Annotated in this window: 22 protein-coding genes; 11 read left to right on the top strand and 11 right to left on the bottom strand. The window is 62.9% G+C overall.

Annotated elements, in window-relative coordinates:
• The first annotated feature begins 12 nt into the window (after positions 1–12).
• On the top strand, positions 13–867 hold the full coding sequence (sseA, locus tag ACR3EL_RS16760; protein ID WP_170365657.1) for a 3-mercaptopyruvate sulfurtransferase: 855 nt from the start codon (positions 13–15) through the stop codon (positions 865–867).
• On the top strand, positions 867–2,051 hold the full coding sequence (locus ACR3EL_RS16755) for an amino acid aminotransferase (protein ID WP_170342528.1): 1,185 nt from the start codon (positions 867–869) through the stop codon (positions 2,049–2,051). The genes sseA and ACR3EL_RS16755 overlap by 1 nt, the downstream gene beginning before the upstream one ends.
• Before the next feature lie 67 nt (positions 2,052–2,118).
• Here ACR3EL_RS16755 and ACR3EL_RS16750 read toward each other — a convergent pair whose 3' ends face one another.
• Complete coding sequence (locus ACR3EL_RS16750) at positions 2,119–3,447, bottom strand: ammonium transporter (RefSeq protein WP_093963690.1); 1,329 nt, start codon at positions 3,445–3,447, stop codon at positions 2,119–2,121.
• Positions 3,448–3,481: 34 nt separating this feature from the next.
• Positions 3,482–3,820 (bottom strand): P-II family nitrogen regulator, encoded by a 339-nt coding sequence (locus tag ACR3EL_RS16745; RefSeq protein WP_093963790.1) that lies wholly within the window; start codon positions 3,818–3,820, stop codon positions 3,482–3,484.
• Positions 3,821–4,075: 255 nt separating this feature from the next.
• Here ACR3EL_RS16745 and ACR3EL_RS16740 point away from each other — a divergent pair, with 255 nt between their 5' ends.
• Positions 4,076–6,262, top strand: coding sequence for a transglycosylase domain-containing protein (locus ACR3EL_RS16740; RefSeq protein ID WP_170342525.1), 2,187 nt, complete (start codon positions 4,076–4,078; stop codon positions 6,260–6,262).
• 48 nt (positions 6,263–6,310) lie between these two features.
• Here ACR3EL_RS16740 and leuB read toward each other — a convergent pair whose 3' ends face one another.
• Together leuB and ACR3EL_RS16730 are read right to left on the bottom strand one after the other, a co-directional pair.
• Complete coding sequence (leuB, locus tag ACR3EL_RS16735) at positions 6,311–7,414, bottom strand: 3-isopropylmalate dehydrogenase (RefSeq protein ID WP_170342523.1); 1,104 nt, start codon at positions 7,412–7,414, stop codon at positions 6,311–6,313.
• Positions 7,415–7,557: 143 nt separating this feature from the next.
• Positions 7,558–8,451, bottom strand: coding sequence for a LysR family transcriptional regulator (locus ACR3EL_RS16730; RefSeq protein ID WP_170342521.1), 894 nt, complete (start codon positions 8,449–8,451; stop codon positions 7,558–7,560).
• Between the two features lie 96 nt (positions 8,452–8,547).
• On the opposite strand from ACR3EL_RS16730, the gene ACR3EL_RS16725 reads away from it, so the two are divergent.
• Positions 8,548–9,459 (top strand): Rossmann-fold NAD(P)-binding domain-containing protein, encoded by a 912-nt coding sequence (locus tag ACR3EL_RS16725; protein WP_170342519.1) that lies wholly within the window; start codon positions 8,548–8,550, stop codon positions 9,457–9,459.
• Here the strand turns inward: ACR3EL_RS16725 and ACR3EL_RS16720 are convergent.
• The 5 genes from ACR3EL_RS16720 to leuC form a co-directional block, all read right to left on the bottom strand.
• Complete coding sequence (locus ACR3EL_RS16720) at positions 9,454–10,500, bottom strand: endonuclease/exonuclease/phosphatase family protein (protein ID WP_170342517.1); 1,047 nt, start codon at positions 10,498–10,500, stop codon at positions 9,454–9,456. The genes ACR3EL_RS16725 and ACR3EL_RS16720 overlap by 6 nt on opposite strands.
• Positions 10,497–11,327, bottom strand: a complete 831-nt coding sequence (locus ACR3EL_RS16715) for a hypothetical protein (protein WP_093963685.1) — start codon at positions 11,325–11,327, stop codon at positions 10,497–10,499. The genes ACR3EL_RS16720 and ACR3EL_RS16715 overlap by 4 nt, the downstream gene beginning before the upstream one ends.
• A gap of 332 nt (positions 11,328–11,659) precedes the next feature.
• Positions 11,660–12,265, bottom strand: a complete 606-nt coding sequence (gene leuD / locus ACR3EL_RS16710) for a 3-isopropylmalate dehydratase small subunit (RefSeq protein ID WP_170342515.1) — start codon at positions 12,263–12,265, stop codon at positions 11,660–11,662.
• A 43-nt stretch (positions 12,266–12,308) separates the two neighbouring features.
• On the bottom strand, positions 12,309–12,863 hold the full coding sequence (locus ACR3EL_RS16705) for an HdeD family acid-resistance protein (protein ID WP_093963682.1): 555 nt from the start codon (positions 12,861–12,863) through the stop codon (positions 12,309–12,311).
• A 38-nt stretch (positions 12,864–12,901) separates the two neighbouring features.
• Positions 12,902–14,305 (bottom strand): 3-isopropylmalate dehydratase large subunit, encoded by a 1,404-nt coding sequence (gene leuC / locus ACR3EL_RS16700; protein WP_170359845.1) that lies wholly within the window; start codon positions 14,303–14,305, stop codon positions 12,902–12,904.
• Between the two features lie 266 nt (positions 14,306–14,571).
• Here leuC and ACR3EL_RS16695 point away from each other — a divergent pair, with 266 nt between their 5' ends.
• From ACR3EL_RS16695 to ACR3EL_RS16680, 4 genes are all read left to right on the top strand, one after another.
• Positions 14,572–15,933 (top strand): mechanosensitive ion channel family protein, encoded by a 1,362-nt coding sequence (locus ACR3EL_RS16695; protein WP_480722399.1) that lies wholly within the window; start codon positions 14,572–14,574, stop codon positions 15,931–15,933.
• A gap of 164 nt (positions 15,934–16,097) precedes the next feature.
• Positions 16,098–16,457: a ribosome silencing factor gene (gene rsfS / locus ACR3EL_RS16690; RefSeq protein WP_093963679.1), complete on the top strand. Its 360-nt coding sequence runs from the start codon at positions 16,098–16,100 to the stop codon at positions 16,455–16,457.
• Between the two features lie 44 nt (positions 16,458–16,501).
• A complete protein-coding gene (gene rlmH / locus ACR3EL_RS16685) occupies positions 16,502–16,972 on the top strand; it encodes a 23S rRNA (pseudouridine(1915)-N(3))-methyltransferase RlmH (RefSeq protein WP_170342510.1) in 471 nt (156 codons plus the stop codon).
• Positions 16,973–16,977: 5 nt separating this feature from the next.
• Positions 16,978–17,463 (top strand): flavodoxin family protein, encoded by a 486-nt coding sequence (locus ACR3EL_RS16680; protein ID WP_170342508.1) that lies wholly within the window; start codon positions 16,978–16,980, stop codon positions 17,461–17,463.
• 3 nt (positions 17,464–17,466) lie between these two features.
• Here ACR3EL_RS16680 and ACR3EL_RS16675 read toward each other — a convergent pair whose 3' ends face one another.
• Together ACR3EL_RS16675 and ACR3EL_RS16670 are read right to left on the bottom strand one after the other, a co-directional pair.
• Positions 17,467–17,814 carry a hypothetical protein gene (locus ACR3EL_RS16675; protein ID WP_170342506.1) on the bottom strand — a complete coding sequence of 116 codons (348 nt, stop codon included), beginning with the start codon at positions 17,812–17,814 and terminating at the stop codon, positions 17,467–17,469.
• Positions 17,815–17,849: 35 nt separating this feature from the next.
• On the bottom strand, positions 17,850–18,560 hold the full coding sequence (locus ACR3EL_RS16670) for a DUF599 domain-containing protein (RefSeq protein ID WP_170342504.1): 711 nt from the start codon (positions 18,558–18,560) through the stop codon (positions 17,850–17,852).
• Positions 18,561–18,641: 81 nt separating this feature from the next.
• Here ACR3EL_RS16670 and ACR3EL_RS16665 point away from each other — a divergent pair, with 81 nt between their 5' ends.
• From ACR3EL_RS16665 to glcF, 3 genes are read left to right on the top strand one after another with little or no spacing between them, the layout of a single operon-like run.
• Positions 18,642–20,090 (top strand): FAD-linked oxidase C-terminal domain-containing protein, encoded by a 1,449-nt coding sequence (locus tag ACR3EL_RS16665; RefSeq protein WP_480722395.1) that lies wholly within the window; start codon positions 18,642–18,644, stop codon positions 20,088–20,090.
• Between the two features lie 25 nt (positions 20,091–20,115).
• Positions 20,116–21,216: an FAD-binding protein gene (locus ACR3EL_RS16660; RefSeq protein WP_170342500.1), complete on the top strand. Its 1,101-nt coding sequence runs from the start codon at positions 20,116–20,118 to the stop codon at positions 21,214–21,216.
• A 4-nt stretch (positions 21,217–21,220) separates the two neighbouring features.
• Entirely contained in the window at positions 21,221–22,543 is a 1,323-nt protein-coding gene (glcF, locus tag ACR3EL_RS16655; protein WP_170342498.1) for a glycolate oxidase subunit GlcF, read from the top strand.
• The last annotated feature ends 83 nt before the right edge of the window (positions 22,544–22,626 follow it).

Genomic DNA, 22,626 nt, shown 5'->3' with positions numbered 1-22,626 from the left:
GGGGAGGCTTTGATGCTGGACGATCCAAAAACCCTGGTTTCCACCGAGTGGCTTGCCGCCCACCTCAAGGACCCGGATCTGCGGATTCTCGACGCCTCGTGGTACCTGCCGCAGCAGGGGCGCGACGCCCGCGCCGAATACGAGGCCGGACATATTCCTGGCGCGCGGTTCTTCGACATCGACGAGATCTCGGACCACCGCTCGGACCTGCCGCACATGGCGCCTCCGGTCGAGAAATTCATGTCGCGCCTGCGCGCGATGGGTGTCGGCGATGGCCATCAGGTCGTTGTCTATGACGGCGCGGGCCTGTTCTCGGCGGCGCGGGTCTGGTGGTTGTTCCGCCTGATGGGGCAGGAGAACATCGCCGTTCTGGACGGCGGCCTTCCCAAATGGGTCGCCGAAGGGCGCGAAATCGAGGATCTGCCCCCTGTCATCCGCGATCGCCACATGACCGTGCGCGTGCAGAACCACCTGGTCCGCGACGTGACCCAGGTCTCAGCCGCCGCCAAGCTGGCCGATCACGAAATCATCGATGCCCGCGCCGCCGACCGTTTTGCCGGATCCCAGCCTGAACCGCGCGAGGGTTTGCGGGCGGGGCACATCCCCGGTTCGCGCAACGTGCCGTTCGGACAGTTGCTGAATGCCGATGGCACCATGAAATCGCCCGAGGACTGCCGCGCGGTGTTCGAAGCCGCAGGCGTCGATCTGTCGAAACCCGCCATCACCACCTGCGGGTCAGGCGTGACCGCCGCGATCCTCAGCCTTGCGCTCGAGCGCATGGGCAAGAAAGACCATTCGCTTTATGACGGCAGCTGGGCCGAATGGGGCGCCTTCCCGACCCTGCCCGTCGCAACCGGAGACTCCTGATGTTCGAAAATCTCAAGCCGCAGCCAGCCGACAAGATCCTGGCCCTGATGCAGATGTATCGCGAGGACCCGCGCGAGCAGAGGATTGATCTGGGTGTCGGCGTCTACAAAGACGCCAATGGAGTGACCCCGGTGATGCGCGCGGTCAAGGCCGCCGAGCACCGCATCTGGGAAGAACAGCAGACCAAGGCCTATACCGGGCTGGCCGGTGACCCGGCCTATGCCGATGCGATGATCACGCTGATTCTGGGCACCAGCGTGCCGCGCGCCAATATCGCCGCCGTGGCCACCCCGGGCGGCACAGGCGCCTGCCGGCAAGCGTTCGAGCTGATCCGCATGGCCAACCCCTCGGCCCGGGTGTTCGTGTCGAACCCGACCTGGCCGAACCACATCTCGATCCTGAACTACCTGGGCATCGAAACCGTCGCCTACCGCTATTTTGACGAGGAAACCCGTGGCGTCGATTTCGACGGCATGATCGAGGACCTCAAGACCGCCAAGGCCGGCGACGTGGTGCTGCTGCATGGCTGCTGCCACAACCCGACCGGCGCCAACCTGAACATGGTCCAGTGGCAAGAAGTGGTGAACCTGATCAACGACCGCGGCCTGGTGGCGATGATCGACATCGCCTATCAGGGCTTTGGCGACGGTCTGAACGAGGATGCGCAGGCGACCCGGCTTGTCGCTTCGTCGGTCAAGGAATGCCTGATCGCGGCGTCCTGCTCGAAGAATTTTGGTGTCTATCGCGAGCGGACCGGTCTGCTGATGGCCATCAGCGCCGATGCGGGCCAGACCGCGCTGAACCAGGGCACGCTGGCGTTTCTGAACCGCCAGAACTACTCGTTCCCGCCGGATCACGGCGCACGCGTGGTGACCACGATCCTGATGGATGAGGGTCTGCGCGCCGACTGGATGGCCGAACTGGAGGAGGTTCGCCTGTCGATGCTCGGCCTGCGCCGCCAACTGGCGGACGAGCTGCAGCGGCTGAGCGGATCGGACCGGTTCGGGTTCTTGGCCCAGCACCGCGGCATGTTCTCGCGCCTGGGCGCCGCGCCCGAACTGGTCGAGAAACTGCGGGTTGAGCACGGCATCTACATGGTCGGCGACAGCCGTATGAACATCGCCGGGTTGAATGAGGCCACCGTGCCGATCCTGGCCAAGGCCATCATCGACGTCGGCGTCTGAGGTTAGGCATTTCAAAAAAGAAACCCGGGCACGAATGCCCGGGTTTTTTGTTTGGATTGAAAGGGGCTCAGCCCTTCGAGAACTCGGGATAGGCTTCCATGCCCAGCTCGCCCATGTCGAGGCCGTTGATCTCTTCTTCCTCGCCAACCCGCAGGCCGACGGTGGCTTTGAGGATCGAGAACAGGATGTAGCTGACCACGAAGACGAAGATCCCGATGGCCGCAAAGCCGATGATCTGGGTCACGAAGGACGCGTCCCCATTGGTCCAAGCCACGATGAAGGTGCCCCAGAAGCCCGCGATCAGGTGAACCGGGATGGCGCCGACCACGTCGTCGATCTTCATCTTGTCCAGCAGCGGCACGGTGTAGACCACGATCACGCCACCGATACCGCCGATGATCAGCGCCTGGAACAGCGACGGTGCCAGCGGTTCGGCGGTGATCGATACCAGCCCGGCCAGCGCACCATTCAGCACCATTGTCAGGTCGACCTTGCCGTACATCACCTGGGTGAGGATCAGGGCAGCGACTGCGCCGGCGGCGGCGGCCATGTTGGTGTTGGCGAAGATACGGCTGATGTCAGCCATGTCGCCGATCGTGCCCATGGCCAGCTGCGAGCCGCCATTGAAGCCGAACCAGCCCAGCCACAGGATGAACGTACCCAGGGTGGCAAGCGCCAGGTTCGAGCCGGGGATCGGAACGACCTTGCCGTCCTTGCTGTACTTGCCGATCCGGGGGCCCAGCACGATGGCACCGGCCAGCGCGGCAAAGCCACCTGCGGCGTGCACCAGGGTCGAGCCTGCGAAATCGCTGAAGCCCATTTCGGACAGCCAGCCGCCGCCCCACTGCCACGATGCTTCGATCGGGTAGATGACACCGGTCAGGACGATCACGAAGATGAAGAAGGGCCACAGCTTGACCCGCTCGGCCATGGTGCCCGACACGATCGAGGCAGTGGTGGCGCAGAACATCAGCTGGAAGAAGAAGTCCGAACCGACCGACGCATAGGACAGATCGGTTTCGACGCCATCAAGGCCAACCGGTTCCAGCGAGGTGGGCGAGAAGGCGCCCAGAATGCCGGTGATGGTCCAGCCGTCGCCCGGATACATCAGGTTGAAGCCAACCAGCCAGTACATGATGGCGGCAAAGGAAAACAGGCCGATGTTCTTGACCAGCTGCATGGCCACGTTCTTGGAGCGCACCAGACCGGCCTCGAGCATGGCAAAGCCCGCGGCCATCCAGAACACCAGGAAGCCGCCCATCAGGAACAGCAGCGAGGTCAGGATATATTGCGTATGCTGCGCGGTTTCGCCGGTTGCGGCGGCCTCCTGCGCCAGGCCCATCTGCGGCAGCGCGACGATCGCGGCGGCAGGGATGAGGGATTTCATCAGGTTCATGTTCAGTCCTCGAATGATTGTCGGTCGCGGCGCCTTACAGCGCCTCTTCGTTGAGTTCCCCGGTCCGCACGCGCAGGGCCTGCTCGACATCGAGGACAAAGATCTTGCCGTCGCCGATCTTGCCGGTCTTGGCGGTTTTGGTGATGGTTTCGACGATCTGGTCGGTCATCGCGGCGGGCACCACGATTTCCAGCTTGATCTTGGGCACGAAGTTCACCGCGTATTCGGCGCCCCGATAGATTTCGGTGTGACCGGATTGCGAGCCGAAGCCCTTGATCTCGGTCACCATCATGCCGCGCACGCCCGCCTCGGTCAGTGCCTCGCGCACCTCCTCGAGCTTGAACGGCTTGATTGTCGCAATGATCAGTTTCACGTCTTTCCCCTCTTCTGTTCCGGTGGGTCCGGCTTTGCACCTGCAGAAAAAGAGCCCGACATGGCCGCTCAAGGAACGATTTCGGCAAAAAGACGCTGGGGAAGAGGGGCAAAGTTGCACATTTTTTGCACAAAAGCGGCAAAGTGATTAAAAAATACGCAAGTGTGAGAGGGAAATTCGCGCTATTTCACACCTCTACATAGGCGCGACAGCACGGTATGGTGCCACAAAAGCAAAAACGGGCAGAGTTTGAGCATGACTGAGTCCAAGCGTCGAAAACCGCTGGTGGCGGACAAACGGTATCCGTCCGGAGGCCGCAAGACCTCGTCTGCCAAGCGGACGGCGAAACCGGCGGGCAAGAAGGCGACGGCGCGCAAGACTACGACCCGAAAGACCAGCCGCAAGCCCCGGCGCAAGCGTTCGGGAGGCGGGCAAGGCGGCTTCTTTCGCCGGCTGTTCCGCTGGATATGGCACCTGATCTGGGGGCTGACCTGGCGGGTGGGTGCGATAGCCGCTCTGCTGCTGGCGCTTGCCGTTGGGGTTGTGTACTCCACCCTGCCCGAGGTCGATGCGCTGCTGGACGGGCGCGCGCGCGGGTCGGTCACCCTGCTGGATCGGGACGGCAAGGTCTTTGCATGGCGGGGTGATCAGTTCGGCGGCGTTATCACCACCGACACCGTGTCGCCGCATCTGAAGAATGCGGTAGTCGCGACCGAGGACAAGCGGTTTTACCGTCACTTCGGCGTAAGCCCGCGCGGCATTGCCAGTGCGGTGAAGATCAACCTGTCCGAGGGGCGTGGCCCACTGTCGGGGCATGGCGGTTCGACCATCACCCAGCAAACGGCCAAGCTGCTGTGTCTGGGCGTGCCGTACGATCCGACCGAGTGGGAATCGGAAGCGGCATACGAGGCTGACTGCCGCCAGGGGTCGCTGTGGCGCAAGGCCAAGGAAGCGATCTACGCGATGGCAATGGAGGTCAAATACTCCAAGGATGAGATCCTGACCATCTATCTGAACCGGGCGTTTCTGGGGGCCGGGGCCCGCGGGTTCGAGGCGGCCAGCCAGCGCTATTTCGGCAAGTCCGCGGCCGAGGTGGATCCGGCCGAGGCGGCGATGCTGGCGGGGCTGCTGGTTGCGCCCACGCGCTATGCACCCACCAACAACCTGCAACGCTCGCAGGACCGGGCCAAGGTGGTCATCAGCCTGATGGAGGATCAGGGTCACCTGACCACGTCACAGGCAACTGCGGCCCGCAACAACCCGGCCGAGCTGTCCGAGGCCGCCGCCGCCCGCGCCGGGGGCTATTTTGCCGACTGGGTCATGGCCAGCGGCCCCGAGTTCTTTACCCGCAACACCACCGAGGACGTGGTTATCAAGACCACGCTGGACCAGCGGATCCAGCAGGCGGCCGAGGCGGCGCTGAAACAGGTGTTCGACGAAAAGGTCAGCGAAGGCTCGAAAGCGCAGGCCGCGATCGTGGTGATGTCGGCCGATGGTGCGGTCCGGGCCATGGTGGGCGGACGCAAGACCAAGGTGTCGGGCGCGTTCAACCGCGCGACGCAGGCGCTGCGCCAGACCGGGTCTTCGTTCAAGCCCTTCGTCTATGCCACCGCTCTGGAACTGGGCTATTCGCCATTGGCCACGGTGGTGGACGAACCCTATTGCATCGACATCCCGGGGTCCGGCCAGTGGTGCCCAAAGAATTACACCAATAAGTTCTACGGCCGCGTGACCTTGGCGGATGCGCTCAAGAACTCGCTGAACATCCCAGCCGTCAAGGTGGCCGAGGTTGCCGGGCTGGACAATGTGCGCACGGTGGCTAGCGGGTTCGGGATCGAAAGCGATCTGGCGGCGGGCCCTGCGCTGGCGCTGGGCGCCTCGGAAAGCACGCTGATCGAAATGACTGGCGCCTATGCCGGTATCCTGAATGGTGGCTCGTCCGTGGAGCCGTACGGCCTGACCGAGTTGAAACTGCTGGGTGATGATGCCCCGATGATGGTGACAACGACCGGGATTGGCGAGCGAGTGATCCGAGACGAAGCTGCCAAGCAACTGACCTGGATGATGGAACGCGTGGTATCCGAGGGAACTGGACAACGCGCCAAGTTGCCGGGATGGCAGGTTGCAGGCAAAACAGGCACGACCCAGGCCGCCCGGGATGCGTGGTTCATCGGCTTTACCGCGGACTATGTGGCCGGTGTCTGGATGGGCTATGACGACAACACACCGTTGTCGGGCGTGACCGGCGGTGGGCTGCCAGCCGAGATTTGGAAGGAAACCATGGTGCGGGTCACCGAAGGTATGACTCCGACCCCTCTGCCGATGCTGGCTCCGGCCGCTCCGGTCCAGACGACTCAGCAATCCCAGCCACGCCGCAGGCAGCAGGGTGGCTTTGCCAAGGCCGTCGACAGTCTTTTGAAGGATCTCTTTGGCGGCAATTAGACCGCAGATGATCAGACGGGCGGCGCTGGGCGCCGCCCGGATCGGTCGTTACAGGCTTTCGTCCAGCGCGGCGACGATCGCATCGCCCATTTCGCTGGTCGAAACCGGCTGAACGCCTTCTTCGGCCAGCAGATCAGCCGTGCGGACACCATCGGCCAGAACCTTTTCGACCGCCGCTTCCAGACGATCGGCCTCGGCGCCTTGGTCAAAGCTGTAGCGCAGCGCCATTGCAAAGCTGAGGATACAGGCGATCGGGTTGGCCTTGCCCTGGCCGGCGATGTCGGGGGCCGAGCCGTGGACGGGCTCGTACAGCGCCTTGGGCCGGCCATTGGCCATCGGTGCGCCCAGCGAAGCCGAGGGCAGCATGCCCAGCGATCCGGTCAGCATTGCAGCGCAATCAGACAGGATGTCGCCGAACAGGTTGTCGGTCAGGATTACGTCGAACTGCTTGGGTGCGCGCACCAGCTGCATGGCGCCGTTGTCGGCATACATATGGCTCAGCTCGACCTCGGGGTAATCCTTGCCGACGCGGGTCACCACCTCGCGCCACAGGATGCCCGATTCCATCACGTTGGCCTTCTCCATCGAGCACAGCTTCTTGTTGCGGCGCATCGCCAGTTCAAAGGCCGAGCGCGCGGCGCGTTCGATCTCGGATTCGGTGTAGCGCTGGGTGTTGATGCCCACGCGCTCGTTGCCTTCCTCGAAGATGCCGCGCGGCTCGCCGAAATAGACGCCCGAGGTAAGTTCGCGCACGATCATGATATCGAGGCCGGCAACCACGTCCTTTTTCAGCGACGAGAAATCGGCCAGCGCGTCAAAGCACTGTGCCGGGCGCAGGTTGGAATACAGGTCCATTTCCTTGCGCAGGCGCAGCAGGCCGCGCTCGGGCTTCACGCTGAAATCCAGATCGTCGTATTTCGGGCCGCCCACGGCGCCCAGCAGAACCGCGTCGACCTCTTGCGCCTTGGCCATCGTCTCGTCCGACAGAGGCTTGCCGTGCACGTCATAGGCGGCACCGCCGACCAGATCCTCGCTCACGTCGAATTCAAGGCCGCGCTTGGCGCCGAACCAGCCGATGATCTTGCGCACTTCGGCCATGACTTCGGGGCCAATTCCGTCTCCGGGCAGGATGAGGAGCGAGGGGTTGGACATGAACGGTCTCCTTGCGTTTTTCAGCATCGGGCCTAGCGTTTGCGGTGCATCTGGTCAATGAGGCGATCTGGTCAAAATGCGCGGATTCTGGGCCGTACGGCGCGAAAAACGCCGCTGAACATGCGCCTGGCACCCGATCTGGGTTACAAGCTGGCTTTCAGTCCTTCTGCCAGCAGGTCCCAGACCCGGCGAATGCGCGGCGTCTGCCGCATGGCCTGCGGCGCAGCCAGCCAGACCGGCAGGACCGGGATGTCCACACCCAACGGCAGAATTTCGACCGCAGGATCAGCCTCGGCCACTTGAACCTGGCTGAAACCGATGCCGCAACCCGCACGGATCAACTCCCAATAGGCGCTTTGAAGATCGCAACGGGTGGCAAAGTTTTCTTTGCTGGCAGGCCAACCCTTGGCCTGCATCTTCGAGATGATCAGGTCGTTGGAGTCGAATCCCACCAGGTCATGCTGAAACAACTCTTCGGGGGTGGTTGGACGACCGGCACGGTCCAGATACGACCGGGCTGCGCAGAAACACAACGGTACGTCGCCCAGATGCCGGGTCACGATATCGACCTGCTCGGGGCGATACATGCGAACTGCGATATCAGCTTCGCGGAACAGCAGGTTCTCGCTGATGTCGGTGGCGACCAGTTCCAGCTGGATCGAAGGTTCTTGCCTGCGGATGTCCGCCAGAATGGACGGCAGGATATGGTGTGATGCGAAGACCGATGCCGTGATGCGAACCGTCCCGCCCAGCTGTTGCGACTGTCCGGCGGCGGCCAAGTTCAGCTGACGCATGGCCGCGTGCATCTGTTGCGCCATCGGTAGCAATTGCTGGCCGGCGGCGCTGAGCTTCAGGCCTCGCGCATGGCGATCGAACAGCGACACGCCCAAATCCGTCTCGAGCGCCTGCACCTGGCGACCAAGCGTCGGTTGACTGCGCCCCAGTTCCCGCGCGGCCGCCGACAACGATCCCGTTTCCGCAACTGCCAGAAAGCTCTGCACCAAAGACCAATCAGAAAGAGCCAAGGTTTTATCCATGCGCAGATGAATACATGCTCTGCGTTTTTCGGCAATTCCCAAAGGTGCGTGAATGGATATCTTTTGTTCAACCGCCAGGGCTGACAGGAGGTCGAGATGACGGGAAGGGTGCTGATCCTGGGATCTTCGGGGCGTTTTGGCCGCAATGCCGCAGACGCGTTTCAAGCGGCCGGATGGACGGTGCGGGGATTTGACCGCGCGAGGGATGATCTGTCCACCGCCGCCAGAGGCACGGATGTCATCGTGAATGGCTGGAACCCGCCATACACCGAGTGGGCGCGGCAGGTGCCGGAGTTGCATGCTCAGGTCATCGGTGCGGCACAGGCAACCGGGGCGACCGTGATCGTGCCCGGGAACGTCTATGTTTTCGGGGCCGATACGCCCGGGCCGTGGGCGGCAGATACTCCGCATCTTGCAACCAACCCTCTTGGCCAGATTCGGATCCGGATGGAGGAGGCCTATCGGTCGTCGGGCGTGCGCACTGTGATACTGCGCGCCGGGGATTTCCTCGACACGCAAGCCTCTGGGAATTGGTTCGACCAGATCATGATCAAGCCGCTGGCCAAGGGGCGTTTCGTCTATCCCGGTGACCCTGACATTGCCCATGCCTGGGCCTACCTGCCGGATCTGGCCCGCGCTGCGGTTCTGTTGGCCGAGATGCGGGATGACTTGCCGCGTTATTGCGACATTCCTTTTGCCGGATACACGCTGACCGGCCGCCAACTGGCACAAGCATTGACGGAAGTGACCGGAGCTCCGGTGCGCCTAAGGCAGATGAACTGGTGGCCAGTTGTTCTGGCCCAGCCGTTCTGGAAACTGGCCCCGCATCTGCTTGAGATGCGCTATCTGTGGGACACGCCGCACCGCTTGGATGGCTCGTTCTTCGACTCGTTGATCAGCGATTTCGCATCCACGCCGCCGCACGAGGCTTTGAAATCCGCTGTGCAGTCCGTGTCGCATGATAGCCCGCGAACCACAGACGTGGATCGAGTTCAGGGCCTGTCATAGGCCCGGCCGCATGTCCGGGTGTGACAGGTCAACCCAAATCAGACGATGTCGGCTGGCCTTGCGGGCCGCGGCAAGGGGCGCACCGTTGGCGTCGGTCCAGTGGATGCCGGCGTCTTCAACCACCCAGTCGGCCGATGGCAGCAGATAGTCAACACGCCGTTCGCCCACCGCTTTCCAAACCACCGTTACAGCCGAGCCTGCGCCATCCACGGGTTGCGGATCCTGCAGGCTGGGGTGCTGTAACAGATCGCGTATGGCTTCATTGCGCCCCTCGCCCAGGTTCGGGTCAAGATTGGCGTCCCCGGCAATGATGAAACGACTTTTCGGGGTTGGACCCAGCCCGCCGTCAAGCAACACCGACCACAGCCGGATCTCATCGCGATTGCGCAATCCGTTGCGATCCTCAGGCCCGTCAAAGACAGGAGGGGTGGCGTGAAAGGTCATCAGGTTCAGGCGGCCTTGAGGTGTCTCCACTGGCACGATCCAATGGGCGGTCGACGACAGGCGTTGAACCGCGCGGGCCTGTTCAGACGGGAAGGGCAAACCGCCACGGGTGGGTAGCGTCGCGCCGGGCAGGTCCTTCCACAGCAGCGCCGAGAGGTCACGAACCTCATCCTTTGCGATTGGATAACGGGACAGCACGGCCAGCCCGCCATTCCCGGTGAAACGGCCCCATCCCTGGGCGTCCCCGGGTCCGCCCCGTTCTCCGTCCCCGTCCAGATCAAGCGACGTCATCAGCCCCGAGTTGGGCTGGCCAGCGAAGAGATGCGGGTAATCCAGCCCTGCCGCGCGCAACCGATCAGCCAGAGCGGACAGGGCCAGGTTGTCATGGTCCCAGTCGATGCCTTGCAGGGCCAGAACATCGGGGGCAGTGGCGGTCAGAACGTCAATCACGGCCTGCACCTGGGGATCATCACGCCGAATATCCCGCAGCAGCAGGCCCGGACCTTTCCGGCCTAGCTCAGCATTGAAGCTGGCAACGCGCACTGGCTCTGCCTGCGCCGCAAACGGCAGCAACAGCAGAACAAGAATACGGATCATGCGGTTTGGGTCGTCTCGGCGGTCGAGTAGGCGCGGCGTTTTTCCACGATCAGCCCGGCAATGCGCAGGGTTGCCATCCCGCGCATGATCATGCTGGCCGGCAGGAAGGCCCACGCGCTCATGGTCCAGATCAGCGTCTGCGGATTGGACAACGACAGCGGATCAATGAAATCCGTGAGCAGCTTGATCAGGGCCGGAATCAGGAACGGCAGCAGAACGCCGACCGAGATGTTCAGTCGACCGTCGCGCTGCAGGCGAGTCACCACGTCTCCACCCTTGGTGGGGTCGAACAGGGGCAGGTTGGTCCAGACATTGAACGCCCCATTGCCAGTGGGCCATCCACGCAGTTTGACCGCGTAGGCGAAGCTGGCGATCGTGACCAAAGCGGCGACATAGGCGACACTTGCCGTTATGCGCACCAACTCGACCAGGGGTTGGCTCGCGTCAGCAGGCAGCATCAACACCACCAGGCGGACAGGCGAATAGGGGAAGTCGACGACATTCGCGACGGCCAGACCGACCGAATACACGGTGCTGGTCAGTTCCGTCGGCGCATAGGCGTTCTTGCAGATCAAGGTCAGAAACGAGATCATCGACATCAGGCCGACAAAGCGCAGTCTGTTCACGGGCGGCGCATCGCGGAATTCGATAAAGCTGGGAAAGGCCGAGTTGTATTCGGCGAATGTCAGGATGAATGCTAGGATTGCCAGAAAGACAACGATCTCGGTCCCGTTGGACGTAGATGCGGGCAGATACAATGCGGGTGTCAGCACCAGAAGTGCCACCAACAATCCCCGTATCGCAGCCCCTGTTGTGCGAGCAATCACTATCCGAACCCTTTCCAAACCGGACCAGTCGATTCTTTGCCGACTTGGTTCCAACTTGATGCCCGCCAATCTCGATATTTGGCGGATGCCCCTTTAGCGCCATCATTGGCGATAAGCGGCATTTCGCTCAAGCCGAGGTGCAGAAAACACGTGATTTCGGGCAAAAAGATGGCGAAACTGGTGCGGCTTTGCATCATTCACGTCGCAAATTCGACGTGTAATGGAAATGGTTCTCTACATGTTGTGGTTGCTTTGACTTTAACCCCAAGAATGCGAACGGGGCCGCCTTGGCGACCCCGTCAGGTTGAGTATCCACAGGTTCTTCCCCAGAATCACACCCAGGGGCGCGCCTGGCTGGCATGGGACTCGAACGAGTCGATGTGGTGATCTTTTTCCATCGTCAGGCCGATATCGTCCAGACCGTTCAGCAGGCAATGCTTGCGGTGCGGGTCGATATCAAACTCGATCACGACGCCGTCCGAGGTGACGATCTGCTGATCTTCCAGATGCACGGTCATGCGCGCGTTCTCGCCCTTGTGGGCATCCTCCATCAGCATGACGTGGTGGTGTTCTTCGACCACAATGGGCAGGATGCCGTTCTTGAAGCAGTTGTTGAAAAAGATATCGGCGAAGCTGGTCGAGATGACCACCTTGATACCGAAATCCTTGATCGCCCAAGGCGCGTGTTCCCGAGATGAGCCGCATCCGAAGTTGTCGCCGGCCACCAGAATCTCGGCGTTGCGATAAGCGGGTTTGTTCAAGACGAACTCTTCGTTTTCGCGCCCGTCATCGTGATAGCGCATCTCGTCGAACAGCACGACGCCGAGGCCGGACCGTTTGATCGTTTTCAGGTGCACCTTGGGAATGATCATATCGGTGTCGATATTGATCAGGGGCATGGGGGCTGCCACACCGTGGACTTTTTCAAACTTTTCCATGTTCACACTCCTGCGGGAGAGGTCAGGCCCCATGCCCCGCGTTTCAAGCTTGTTGAGCTTCTGTAGTTTCGTCTTTGGGCGCGTTCTTGACGAAGAACGCCATGAAGACCAACCCGAACCCGTTGAACAGCATCTCGATGCCCAGCAGGATACCCAGAAGGCTCAGCAAAGCGGCAGGTTCGCTGCTTGCATAAGACCAGATGATGCCTGCCAGGATGATCGACAAGATGCCCGAGATCAGGGTTGGCCAGAAAAATGACGTGCCTCGCATCTGAAACGAGAGAATGATCCGTGCGATCCCGCCTGCCATGAACAGGATAAGCACGACTGTTGCCAGCGTCAGAGTGCCCGCCAGCGGATGGTCCAGAAACGACCAGCCCAGGAACAGCATGACCGCACCCATGATGAAGGCCAGGATCTTGTTTCCGGTTCCTTCGACGGTGAAACCGCCGACAACCTGCAGAACGCCGGACACCAGCAAAAGGACGCCGGTGACCACGGTCACTGCCACGGATGCCACAACCGGTGCGCCCAGCACGAATATGCCGAACACGATCGATAGAAGCCCCATCAGGAGCCATTTGACCCATTCACTCATTTCAGTCTCTCCCTCAAATATCTAGATATGAGGGGACCTTACATCAATTCACGCACATCTGTCAGCTTTCCCGTGATTGCCGCAGCGGCAGCCATCGCGGGGCTCAGCAGATGGGTGCGTCCGCCGCGGCCCTGACGACCCTCGAAATTGCGGTTCGAGGTGGCGGCGCAACGCTCGCCCGGGGTCAGCTGGTCGGGGTTCATGGCCAGGCACATCGAACAGCCCGCAAGGCGCCATTCGAAGCCGGCCTGCTTGAAGATGTCGGCGATGCCTTCCTCTTCGGCCTGCGCGCGGACAAGGCCCGAGCCGGGCACGACCATGGCGCGGATGCCGTCCTTGATCTTTTTGCCCTTCAGGATCTCGGCAGCGGCGCGCAGATCCTCGATCCGGCCGTTGGTGCAGGAGCCGATGAAGACGGTGTCGATCTCGATGTCGCTCAGCTTCTGCCCCGGCTTCAGGCCCATGTATTCGATCGAACGGCGCGCGGCCTCGACCTTGCCGCCCTCGAAATCCTCGGGGTTGGGCACGGTCGCGGTGATCGGCAGAACGTCTTCGGGGCTGGTGCCCCAGGTAACCACGGGGGCGATGTCCTCGCCGCGGATGGTGACGACCTTGTCCCAATGGGCGTCGTCATCGGAATAGAGCGTCTTCCACCAGGCCAGGGCGGCCTCCCACTGCGCGCCCTTGGGAGCGTGCGGGCGGCCCTTGACGTATTCGAACGTCTTTTCGTCCGGCGCGATCAGGCCGGCGCGGGCGCCGCCCTCGATGGCCATGTTGCAGACGGTCATGCGGCCTTCCATCGACAGGTCGCGGATCGCTTCGCCGCAATATTCGATCACATAGCCGGTGCCGCCGGCGGTGCCGGTTTCGCCGATCACGGCCAGAGTGATGTCCTTGGCGGTCACGCCCGGCTGCAGTTTGCCGGTGATCTCGACCTTCATGTTCTTGGACTTTTTCTGGATCAGAGTCTGGGTGGCCAGAACATGCTCGACCTCGGAGGTGCCGATGCCGTGGGCCAGCGCGCCGAACGCGCCGTGGGTGGCGGTGTGGCTGTCGCCGCAGACCACGGTCATGCCCGGCAGGGTCCAGCCCTGTTCGGGGCCGACGATGTGGACGATGCCCTGACGGATATCATTCACCGGGTAGTAGTGAATGCCGAATTCGCGGGCGTTTTTGTCCAGCGCTTCGACCTGAATGCGCGACTCGGGGTTTTCGATCCCGTTCACGCGGTCGGGCGTGGTGGGCACGTTGTGGTCCGGCACGGCGATGGTCTTTTCCGGCGCGCGCACCTTGCGGCCCGCCATGCGCAGGCCCTCGAACGCCTGCGGGCTGGTGACTTCGTGCACCAGGTGGCGGTCGATATAAAGCAGGCAGGTGCCATCGTCGGCTTCGTGCACGACATGGGCATCCCAGATCTTGTCATAGAGTGTTTTGGGGGACATCGGTCCTCTCCCGTCTGTATTGAGAAATGCTGGCGAGTGGCTGGGCGCCGATTATAGGCGGGCCAGAACCGTGCGGGCGGCCCCGAAGAACCGTTCACGCAGGCGCGCGCGGTCTTGCAGGTTCGGAGCAGGGGCCTGATGGAATCTCATGCGATCCAGATATATCGCGCCCCCTCGTCAATCAAGGCTCAATCCGCGTCCCGGGACAGGTCGGTGGGCCTTGCAAGCCGCCACATTGCTGTTCAATCTGGCGGCAGGAGACCCGCATGGACAATGATTTGATCCCAAGTTCGATTTCTGAGCTGTTCGACAACATGGCCGAGGCCTTTCTGTTGCAGCTTGGGAACCTGGTCGAGCTGATCGTGACTCCGGGGTGGAGGCAGTATCAGATCGCCATCATCCTGGGGCTGGTGGCGCTGTCCTTCCTTTTGACTCTGCTGACAAAAAGCCGGTGGGAAGCCTGGGCGCGGGCGCGCAGTGGATGGCCCAAATGGCGGTTGCGGGTTCTGGTTCAGCTGATGCAGCGGATGACGCTGGTCTACTTCGTCGTGCTGGCCTGGGGCGTTTATCTGGTGATGCAGCAGGTCACCTGGCCATCGCGGAGTTACATCATCGGTGTTCTGGCGACGCTGGCAACCGCGTGGCTGGCGATCGCGCTGATTTCGCGACTGGTCCGCAACCGGACGATTCGGCGCATCTTCCGCTGGTCGATGTGGATCTACGCCACGCTGGTCGCGCTGAGTCTGACCGATGACGTCGCCGAGTTCCTGGACGGCGTGGCGATTTCGATCGGCAGCCTTCACATCTCGGCATTGGGGATTCTCAAGGCCATTCTGCTGATCGGCACGTTGTTGGTGCTGGCGCGGCTTGGCACCCGGGCGGCGGAACGCGGGCTGAAAAGCAATGACGACATCTCGCCCTCAATGCAGGTGCTGCTGGCCAAGGGGATCCAGGTCGCGTTTTACGGGCTGGTCTTTCTGGTCGGGATCCGGACGCTGGGATTCGACCTGACCGGGATCGCGCTGTTGTCCGGTGCGGTTGGCGTCGGTATCGGCTTCGGCCTGCAGAAGGTCGTGTCGAACCTGATCTCGGGGATCATCATCCTGATGGACCGGTCGATCAAGCCGGGCGACGTGATCTCGCTGGGCGACACGTTCGGTTGGATCAACGCGCTGGGCGCCCGCTACGTCTCGGTCGTCACCCGCGACGGGCGCGAATACCTGATCCCGAACGAGGATCTGATTACCGGGCAGGTGGTGAACTGGTCCCATTCCGACGAGTTCGTCCGCCTCGATCTGACCTTCGGCACCAGCTACGGCGACGACCCGCACAAGGTGCGCGAGACCGCCGTGCGAACGGTGAAATCAGTCAAACGCGTTCTGAGCGGCGGCAAGCACGAACCGGTCTGCCACATCACCGGGTTCGGCGACAGCAGCGTCGATTACGTGCTGCGGTTCTGGATCCGGGACCCGACGGCCGGCCTGACCAACATCCGCGGCAATGTCTATCTGGCGCTGTGGGATGCATTCCAGGCCGAGGGCATCTCGATTCCCTTCCCGCAGCGCGAAGTGCGCCTGCTGGGGCAGGGTGCCACCGACACCGCTGTGCCACATCTGGACACGGATTGATCAGCCCCGAGCCATCAACGGTTGCCGTTCATTGAAATGTTGCAATTGCCTTGCTACCTTAATAGTACCCCGGCGCCGGGGTTACACGGCGCTTTAGCAAGGAGGACCATGTCCTGTCTCTACACACACAGGCGGGTTTGCCCGCCGATGAAGGGGCCGCTGTGATGGCCCGCTCTCAGTCAATCAGCGACAAGCTGCTTGAACGCATCCTTTCCTCACTTTCCGATGACAAGGCCGAAGATGTTGTGCAGATCAACCTGCAGGGCAAGTCTTCGGTGGCCGACTACATGGTCATCGCTTCGGGCCGGTCGACGCGTCAGGTGTCGGCGATGGCGGAAAAGCTGACGGATCGCATCAAGCAGGAATTCGGTTTCACCTCGAAGGTCGAAGGCAAGGATGCCGGCGACTGGGTGCTGATCGATACGGGCGACGTGATCGTCCATATCTTCCGCCCCGAAGTGCGCGAATTCTACCAGCTGGAAAAGATGTGGTTGCCTCAGGGCGGCAGCGCCTCGGCCAACTGAGGCGCCATCCCGGCCCGTATTGAAGGGCCGGCGGCGAGAGCGACATGCGTATCAGCATTTGTGCGGTCGGGCGATTGCGTGCCGGACCGGAGAAGACCCTGCTTGACGACTATCTGACCCGTTTCGACCGGACCGGCCGCGGCCTGGGCCTGGGGCCTGCGCGCGTGATCGAGGTCGAAGACAAGAAGAACGCCGGTATGGGCGCCGAGGCCAGCTTGCTGCGCAAGGCGATGCCCACTGGGGCGGTGATCTGCACATTGGACGAGCGGGGAAAGGTGATGTCGTCACCCGATTTCGCGCAGAAACTGGCCGGGTGGCGTGACATGGGCCGGCAGGATCTGGCCTTTGTCATCGGTGGTGCCGACGGGATCGACCCGGCGCTGCGGGCTGAGGCTGATTTTTCGATTTCTTTCGGCGCGATGGTCTGGCCGCATATGCTGGTCCGGGTGATGCTGTCGGAACAACTCTATCGTGCCGCGACGATCCTGTCGGGCGGCCCGTACCATCGGGCCTGACCGCCGTGGCCCGTCTGCTGATCGTCTACCATTCCCGCACCGGCGGCAGCCGGCAGATGGCCGAGGCGGCCGCACAGGCGGCCAGCGCCGAGGCCGAGATCAGCCTGAAGCCCGCCGAGCAGGCCGGGCCCGACGATCTGTTGGCGGCCGACGGATACATCTTTTGCGCGCCCGAGAACCTCGCGGCGCTGTCAGGCGTCATGAAGGACTTCTTCGACCTATGCTACTATCCGGTTCTGGGCCGGATCGAGGGGCGGCCCTATGCGCAGATGATCTGCGCCGGGTCCGACGGTCAGAACGCGGCGCGGCAACTGGCACGCATCGCCACCGGTTGGCGTTTGAAAGAGGTGCAGCCGCCCCTCATCGTCTGCACCCATGCCCAGACGCCTGAGGCGATATTGGCGGAAAAGACCATCCCCGAGGATGAACTGGACAAATGTCGCGAGATCGGCGCGGCGCTGGGCGCCGGGTTGTCGCTGGGCGTGTTCTGACGATCAGTCCAGAGCCACAAGCGTGGTGTCCGCGTTCCAACCATCGACACTGCACCGGGCCTGTACCTGAACCTGACTCGCACCTTCGGGGATCGCGACCCCGCCCAGCGATCGGGTAAAGGGCTGCTCGGTCTCGTGCGGGTGATGCAGCACCCGCATCCCCAGCTCGGTCCCGTCCATCGCCAGAACACGCCAGCCATCGGCATAGTGGTCCCACCCGGTATCGGGATGGCGGATGGCCACGTCGAATCGCCAGGTCTCGCCCGTGCGCGTCGCGGTGACATTTTCGACCGTCGGCGGGTCGGCGAGGGCCGGGGCGGCCAGAAACAGGCAGGGGATCAGGTGTCGCATTTCGCCAGTCTAGGATCTGATCGGGCGGGGCGCGATCACGACTGCGTGTCCGGCGGCAGGCTCAGCAGGATCGCGCGGGAATGCGAGGCAAACTCGCGCCGGTACAGGACTCCCAGCGTCAGAAGCGTGCCGATGATCAAAGTGATCGGGCCCAGTATCCACGCCAGCGAGGCCAGCGCGAAATAGGTGGCGCGCAGGGCACGGTTGAAGCTGCGCGCGGCGGTCACGCAGATCTCGGCCGCCTGTGCTGCGCGCGGATAGGCCTGCGGATCCTCGGGGTCGTTCGGCACCGCCGCCATCAGCACCGCGCAGTAGCCGAACAACCGATGCGCCCAGACGTATTTCAGAAACGCATTCGACAGAAACAGCAGCATGATCAGGATCTTGACCTCCCACACCATGGCCGGTGCGCTGCCGATGGCCAGATCCTTGGCGACGCCCGACAGCCGCTCGGTATTGCCCAGAAGGGCCAGTCCCCCCCCGATGGCGATCATCGTGGTCGAGGCAAAGAACGTGCTGCCCTGACGCATCGTGCCGACGACCTGGGCGTCGAACATGCGGGGCTGACGGGTCACCATTTCGCGCATCCAGCAGCGGCGGAATTCGTCCATCATCACCGCGACCGAACGCTTGTCCGGCGCGGGGTTCTCGATCCGCCATCCGATCCATTGCCAGGCGATCAGCAATAGCAGGACGGCGGCGTAGTCGAGGGGTGAAAACAGCAGGGCGCGTTCGGTCAGTGTCATGGCGCGACAGTACGTCCGACGAAGGCAACTTGCCAGATGCAGAAATTGGTAATATTATTTTACCAAACTGGAGGATCCGCCATGGACATGCCACAGCTCAACCCCGACGTTCTGGCCCGCAAGGCCAGCGTTCTTGCCCGTCTGCGGCAGGTTCTTCCCGAAGATGCCATCATTGCCGATCCGTCCGAAACCCGCGCCTATGAGTGCGACGCCCTGACCGCCTACAAATGCGCGCCGATGATCGCGGTTCTGCCGTCTTCGACGCAGGAGGTCTCGGACATTCTGCGAATCTGCCACGACGAAAGCGTGCCGGTCGTGCCGCGCGGGGCCGGGACCTCGCTGGCCGGTGGGGCGCTGCCCACCGCCGATTGCGTGATCCTGGGCGTGGCCCGCATGAACGAGGTGCTTGAGGTCGACTATGACAACCGCTTCATCCGCGTGCAGACCGGCCGCACCAATCTGAGCGTCACCGGCGCGGTCGAAGAGGAGGATTTCTTCTATGCGCCCGATCCGTCGTCGCAGCTGGCCTGCGCCATTGCGGGCAATATCGCGATGAACTCGGGCGGCGCGCATTGCCTGAAATACGGGGTGACCACCAACAACCTGCTGGGCGTGACCATGGTGCTGATGGATGGCCGCGTGGTCGAGATCGGTGGCGCGCATCTGGATTCCGGCGGGCTGGACCTGCTGGGCGTGATCTGCGGTTCGGAAGGTCAGCTGGGGGTCGTCACCGAGGCGACGCTTCGCATCCTGCGCAAGCCCGAGGGCGCGCGCCCGGTCCTGATGGGCTTTGATGACAATGCGGTGGCGGGCGAATGCGTCTCGGACATCATCAAATCGGGTATCCTGCCCGTGGCGATCGAGTTCATGGATCGGCTGTGCATCGAGGCCTGCGAGAATTTTGCCCATGCCGGCTATCCGAATTGCGAGGCGCTGCTGATCGTCGAGGTCGAAGGCTCGGACGCCGAGATCGACAGCCAGCTGGCCAAGATCGTCGAGATCGCCAAACGCCACAACCCGGTCGAACTGCGCGAAAGCCAGTCGGCCGAGGAAAGCGCCCGCATCTGGCTGGGCCGGAAATCGGCCTTTGGCGCGATGGGGCAGATCAACGACTATATGTGCCTGGACGGCACGATCCCGGTGTCGGCCCTGCCGGACGTGCTGCGCCGCATCGGTGAACTGAGCAATGAGTTTGGTCTGCCCGTGGGCAACGTGTTCCACGCCGGCGACGGCAACATGCACCCGCTGATTCTGTTCGACGCGAACAAGCCCGGCGATCTGGAAAAATGCGAGGCCTTCGGGGCCGAGATCCTGAAACTGTGCGTGGACGCCGGCGGCTGCCTGACCGGCGAGCATGGGGTGGGTATCGAAAAGCGCGACCTGATGCATCATCAATACGCGCCTCAGGACCTTGAGGCGCAGATGGCCGTGAAGGACGTGTTCGACCCTAAATGGCTGCTGAACCCCGCCAAGGTGTTCCCGCTGGATGCTAGTGCGGCCCGGCGCGTCGTGCCGATGGCGGCGGAATGACTCCCAAGACAGAACGGACACCGCAATGAGACCTGAATCAGAGTCTGAACTGGCCGAAATCGTGGCCGGCCTGAACGAACCGGTACGCGTTTTCGGTGGCGGCACCCGTGGTGTGACCGGCCCCGACCGGATGCTGAGCACCGAGGGGCTGCGCGGTATCACCCTGTACGAGCCCGGGGCGTTGACGCTTGTGGCGCAGGCTGGAACCCCGCTGGCTGAGATCGAGGCCGCGTTGGAGGCCGAAGGCCAGCAACTGGCATTCGAACCGATGGATCACCGCGCCCTACTGGGGTCCTCGGGCGCGCCCACGATCGGCGGTGTCGTGGCCGCCAACGTCTCGGGGCCGCGCCGGATCCAGGCCGGTGCCTGCCGCGATTTCCTGCTGGGCGTGCGCTTTGTCGACGGGCAGGGGCAGGTCATCAAGAATGGCGGCCGGGTGATGAAGAACGTCACCGGCTATGACCTGGTCAAGCTGATGGCCGGGTCCTGGGGCACGCTGGGCGTGCTGACCGAGATGTCGCTGAAAGTGCTGCCCAAACCCGAGGCCAACGCGACGCTGGCCGTACCCGCCAAGGACGCAGCGACTGCGGTTCGCGTCCTGTCCGAGGCACTGAAATCACCCTTTGAGGTCACCGGCGCAGCCTATTATCCGCAGCAGCAGCGCGCCTTGATCCGGATTGAGGGGTTTGCGGAGTCCGTCTCGTATCGCTCCGGGCGACTGCAGGAGTTGCTGGGCCAGTTCGGCGCGGTTGATCCGGTCGAGCCGTCGGACGCCCTGTGGCAGAGGGTCCGCGATGCGGCCGATTTCGCAGACACGCCTGGCGACGTCTGGCGGATCTCGGTCAAACCCGGCGACGCGTCCGAAATCGCCGCGCGGGCCGAGGCCGACCGGACCCTGTTCGACTGGGGCGGCGGGTTAATCTGGGCGCTGGTGCCCGCAAGCACCGACCTGCGCGGGCGCATTGGCGCGTTTTCCGGCCACGCCACGCTGGTGCGGGCCGGGGCCGATACCCTTGCCCGGCTGGGCCGGTTCCAGCCGGAACCGCAGGGCATTGCGGCTCTGACACAGGGGATTCGACAGAAATTCGACCCGCGCGGAATGTTCAACCCCGGGCTGATGGGATAGGGCGATGCAGACCACATTCACCGAAGACCAATTGAAAGACCCCGGCACCCGCCGCGCAAACGAGATTTTGCGCAACTGCGTGCATTGCGGGTTCTGCACCGCCACCTGCCCAACCTATCAGGTGCTGGGCGACGAATTGGACAGCCCCCGCGGGCGCATCTACCTGATCAAGGACATGCTGGAAAACGAGCGTGTGCCGGATGAAAAGACCGTCAAGCATATCGACCGCTGCCTGTCCTGCCTGGCCTGCATGACGACCTGCCCGTCGGGCGTCCATTACATGCATCTGGTCGATCACGCGCGTGAATATATCGAAAACCGCTACAAGCGCCCCTTCTCGGACCGGGCGCTGCGGTGGGTTCTGGCGCGGATCCTGCCCTATCCGATGCGGTTCCGCTGGGCGCTGATCGGGGCCAGGCTGGGGCGGCCGTTCCGCTTTCTGATGCCCGATGCGCGCCTGAAGGCGATGCTGGACATGGCGCCGAAACACATCCCGCCGGTCAGCCGCAATGACGACCCCCAAAGCTTTGCGCCCGAAGGGCAGGCGATCAAACGCGTGGCTCTGATGACGGGCTGTGCGCAAAAGGCGCTGAACACCGACATCAACGATGCCACGATCCGCCTGCTGACCCGGCTGGGCTGCGAGGTCGTCGTGGCCGAGGGCGCCGGCTGCTGCGGAGCGTTGACCCATCACATGGGCAAGACCCACGAAAGCCATGCCACCGCCGCCGCCAATATCCGTGCCTGGACGCGCGAGATGGACGGCAAGGGATTGGATGCGATCGTTATCAACACCTCGGGCTGCGGCACCACCGTCAAGGATTATGGGCACATGTTCCGCAACGACCCGCTGGCCGAGGACGCGGCGCGGGTGTCGGGCATTGCCATGGATGTCAGCGAATTCTTGATGCAGCTGGACTTGCCGCAGGGCGACGACAAGGGGCTGACGGTGGCCTATCACGCGGCCTGCTCGCTGCAACACGGGCAGCAGATCAAAACCTATCCCAAGGATCTGCTGAAAAAGGCGGGGTTCACGGTGGTCGAACCCGCCGACAGCCACCTGTGCTGCGGCAGCGCGGGCACGTACAACCTGATGCAGCCCGAGATCTCGGCCAAGCTGAAACAGCGCAAGGTGCGCACGCTCGAAGCCAAGAACCCCGATCTGATCGCGGCCGGGAATATCGGCTGCATGATGCAGATCGGGTCGGGTACCCAACTGCCCATCGTGCATACGGTCGAGCTGTTGGATTGGGCCACGGGCGGGCCTCGGCCCCCTGCACTGGATCGGGCCGGACAGCCTGCGGATACGGTGCCGATCCTGCGGTGATCGGGCCTGATGCGCCGACGCATCAGTCTGGTGCGGATTAGGTGCGGTCCGGCTCTGCCCTATTTTCGCCAAACGCCAGGCGT

It is taken from the genome of Ruegeria sp. BJ3, assembly GCF_056535665.1.
The sequence above is the reverse complement of the archived record's forward strand: the minus strand, read 5'-3'. Positions and strand labels throughout refer to the sequence as shown.

What these genes read in the sequence shown, in the direction of transcription:
- rlmH (WP_170342510.1), top strand. Translation starts at nt 16,502, where the DNA reads ATGCGTATCAGCATTTGTGCGGTCGGGCGATTGCGTGCCGGACCGGAG.
- ACR3EL_RS16750 (WP_093963690.1), bottom strand. Translation starts at nt 3,447, where the DNA reads ATGAACCTGATGAAATCCCTCATCCCTGCCGCCGCGATCGTCGCGCTG.
- ACR3EL_RS16730 (WP_170342521.1), bottom strand. Translation starts at nt 8,451, where the DNA reads ATGGATAAAACCTTGGCTCTTTCTGATTGGTCTTTGGTGCAGAGCTTT.
- sseA (WP_170365657.1), top strand. Translation starts at nt 13, where the DNA reads ATGCTGGACGATCCAAAAACCCTGGTTTCCACCGAGTGGCTTGCCGCC.
- ACR3EL_RS16695 (WP_480722399.1), top strand. Translation starts at nt 14,572, where the DNA reads ATGGACAATGATTTGATCCCAAGTTCGATTTCTGAGCTGTTCGACAAC.
- ACR3EL_RS16720 (WP_170342517.1), bottom strand. Translation starts at nt 10,500, where the DNA reads ATGATCCGTATTCTTGTTCTGCTGTTGCTGCCGTTTGCGGCGCAGGCA.
- ACR3EL_RS16740 (WP_170342525.1), top strand. Translation starts at nt 4,076, where the DNA reads ATGACTGAGTCCAAGCGTCGAAAACCGCTGGTGGCGGACAAACGGTAT.
- ACR3EL_RS16705 (WP_093963682.1), bottom strand. Translation starts at nt 12,863, where the DNA reads ATGAGTGAATGGGTCAAATGGCTCCTGATGGGGCTTCTATCGATCGTG.
- ACR3EL_RS16670 (WP_170342504.1), bottom strand. Translation starts at nt 18,560, where the DNA reads ATGACACTGACCGAACGCGCCCTGCTGTTTTCACCCCTCGACTACGCC.
- ACR3EL_RS16665 (WP_480722395.1), top strand. Translation starts at nt 18,642, where the DNA reads ATGGACATGCCACAGCTCAACCCCGACGTTCTGGCCCGCAAGGCCAGC.
- ACR3EL_RS16660 (WP_170342500.1), top strand. Translation starts at nt 20,116, where the DNA reads ATGAGACCTGAATCAGAGTCTGAACTGGCCGAAATCGTGGCCGGCCTG.
- ACR3EL_RS16675 (WP_170342506.1), bottom strand. Translation starts at nt 17,814, where the DNA reads ATGCGACACCTGATCCCCTGCCTGTTTCTGGCCGCCCCGGCCCTCGCC.
- leuD (WP_170342515.1), bottom strand. Translation starts at nt 12,265, where the DNA reads ATGGAAAAGTTTGAAAAAGTCCACGGTGTGGCAGCCCCCATGCCCCTG.
- ACR3EL_RS16755 (WP_170342528.1), top strand. Translation starts at nt 867, where the DNA reads ATGTTCGAAAATCTCAAGCCGCAGCCAGCCGACAAGATCCTGGCCCTG.
- glcF (WP_170342498.1), top strand. Translation starts at nt 21,221, where the DNA reads ATGCAGACCACATTCACCGAAGACCAATTGAAAGACCCCGGCACCCGC.
- leuC (WP_170359845.1), bottom strand. Translation starts at nt 14,305, where the DNA reads ATGTCCCCCAAAACACTCTATGACAAGATCTGGGATGCCCATGTCGTG.
- ACR3EL_RS16725 (WP_170342519.1), top strand. Translation starts at nt 8,548, where the DNA reads ATGACGGGAAGGGTGCTGATCCTGGGATCTTCGGGGCGTTTTGGCCGC.
- leuB (WP_170342523.1), bottom strand. Translation starts at nt 7,414, where the DNA reads ATGTCCAACCCCTCGCTCCTCATCCTGCCCGGAGACGGAATTGGCCCC.
- rsfS (WP_093963679.1), top strand. Translation starts at nt 16,098, where the DNA reads ATGGCCCGCTCTCAGTCAATCAGCGACAAGCTGCTTGAACGCATCCTT.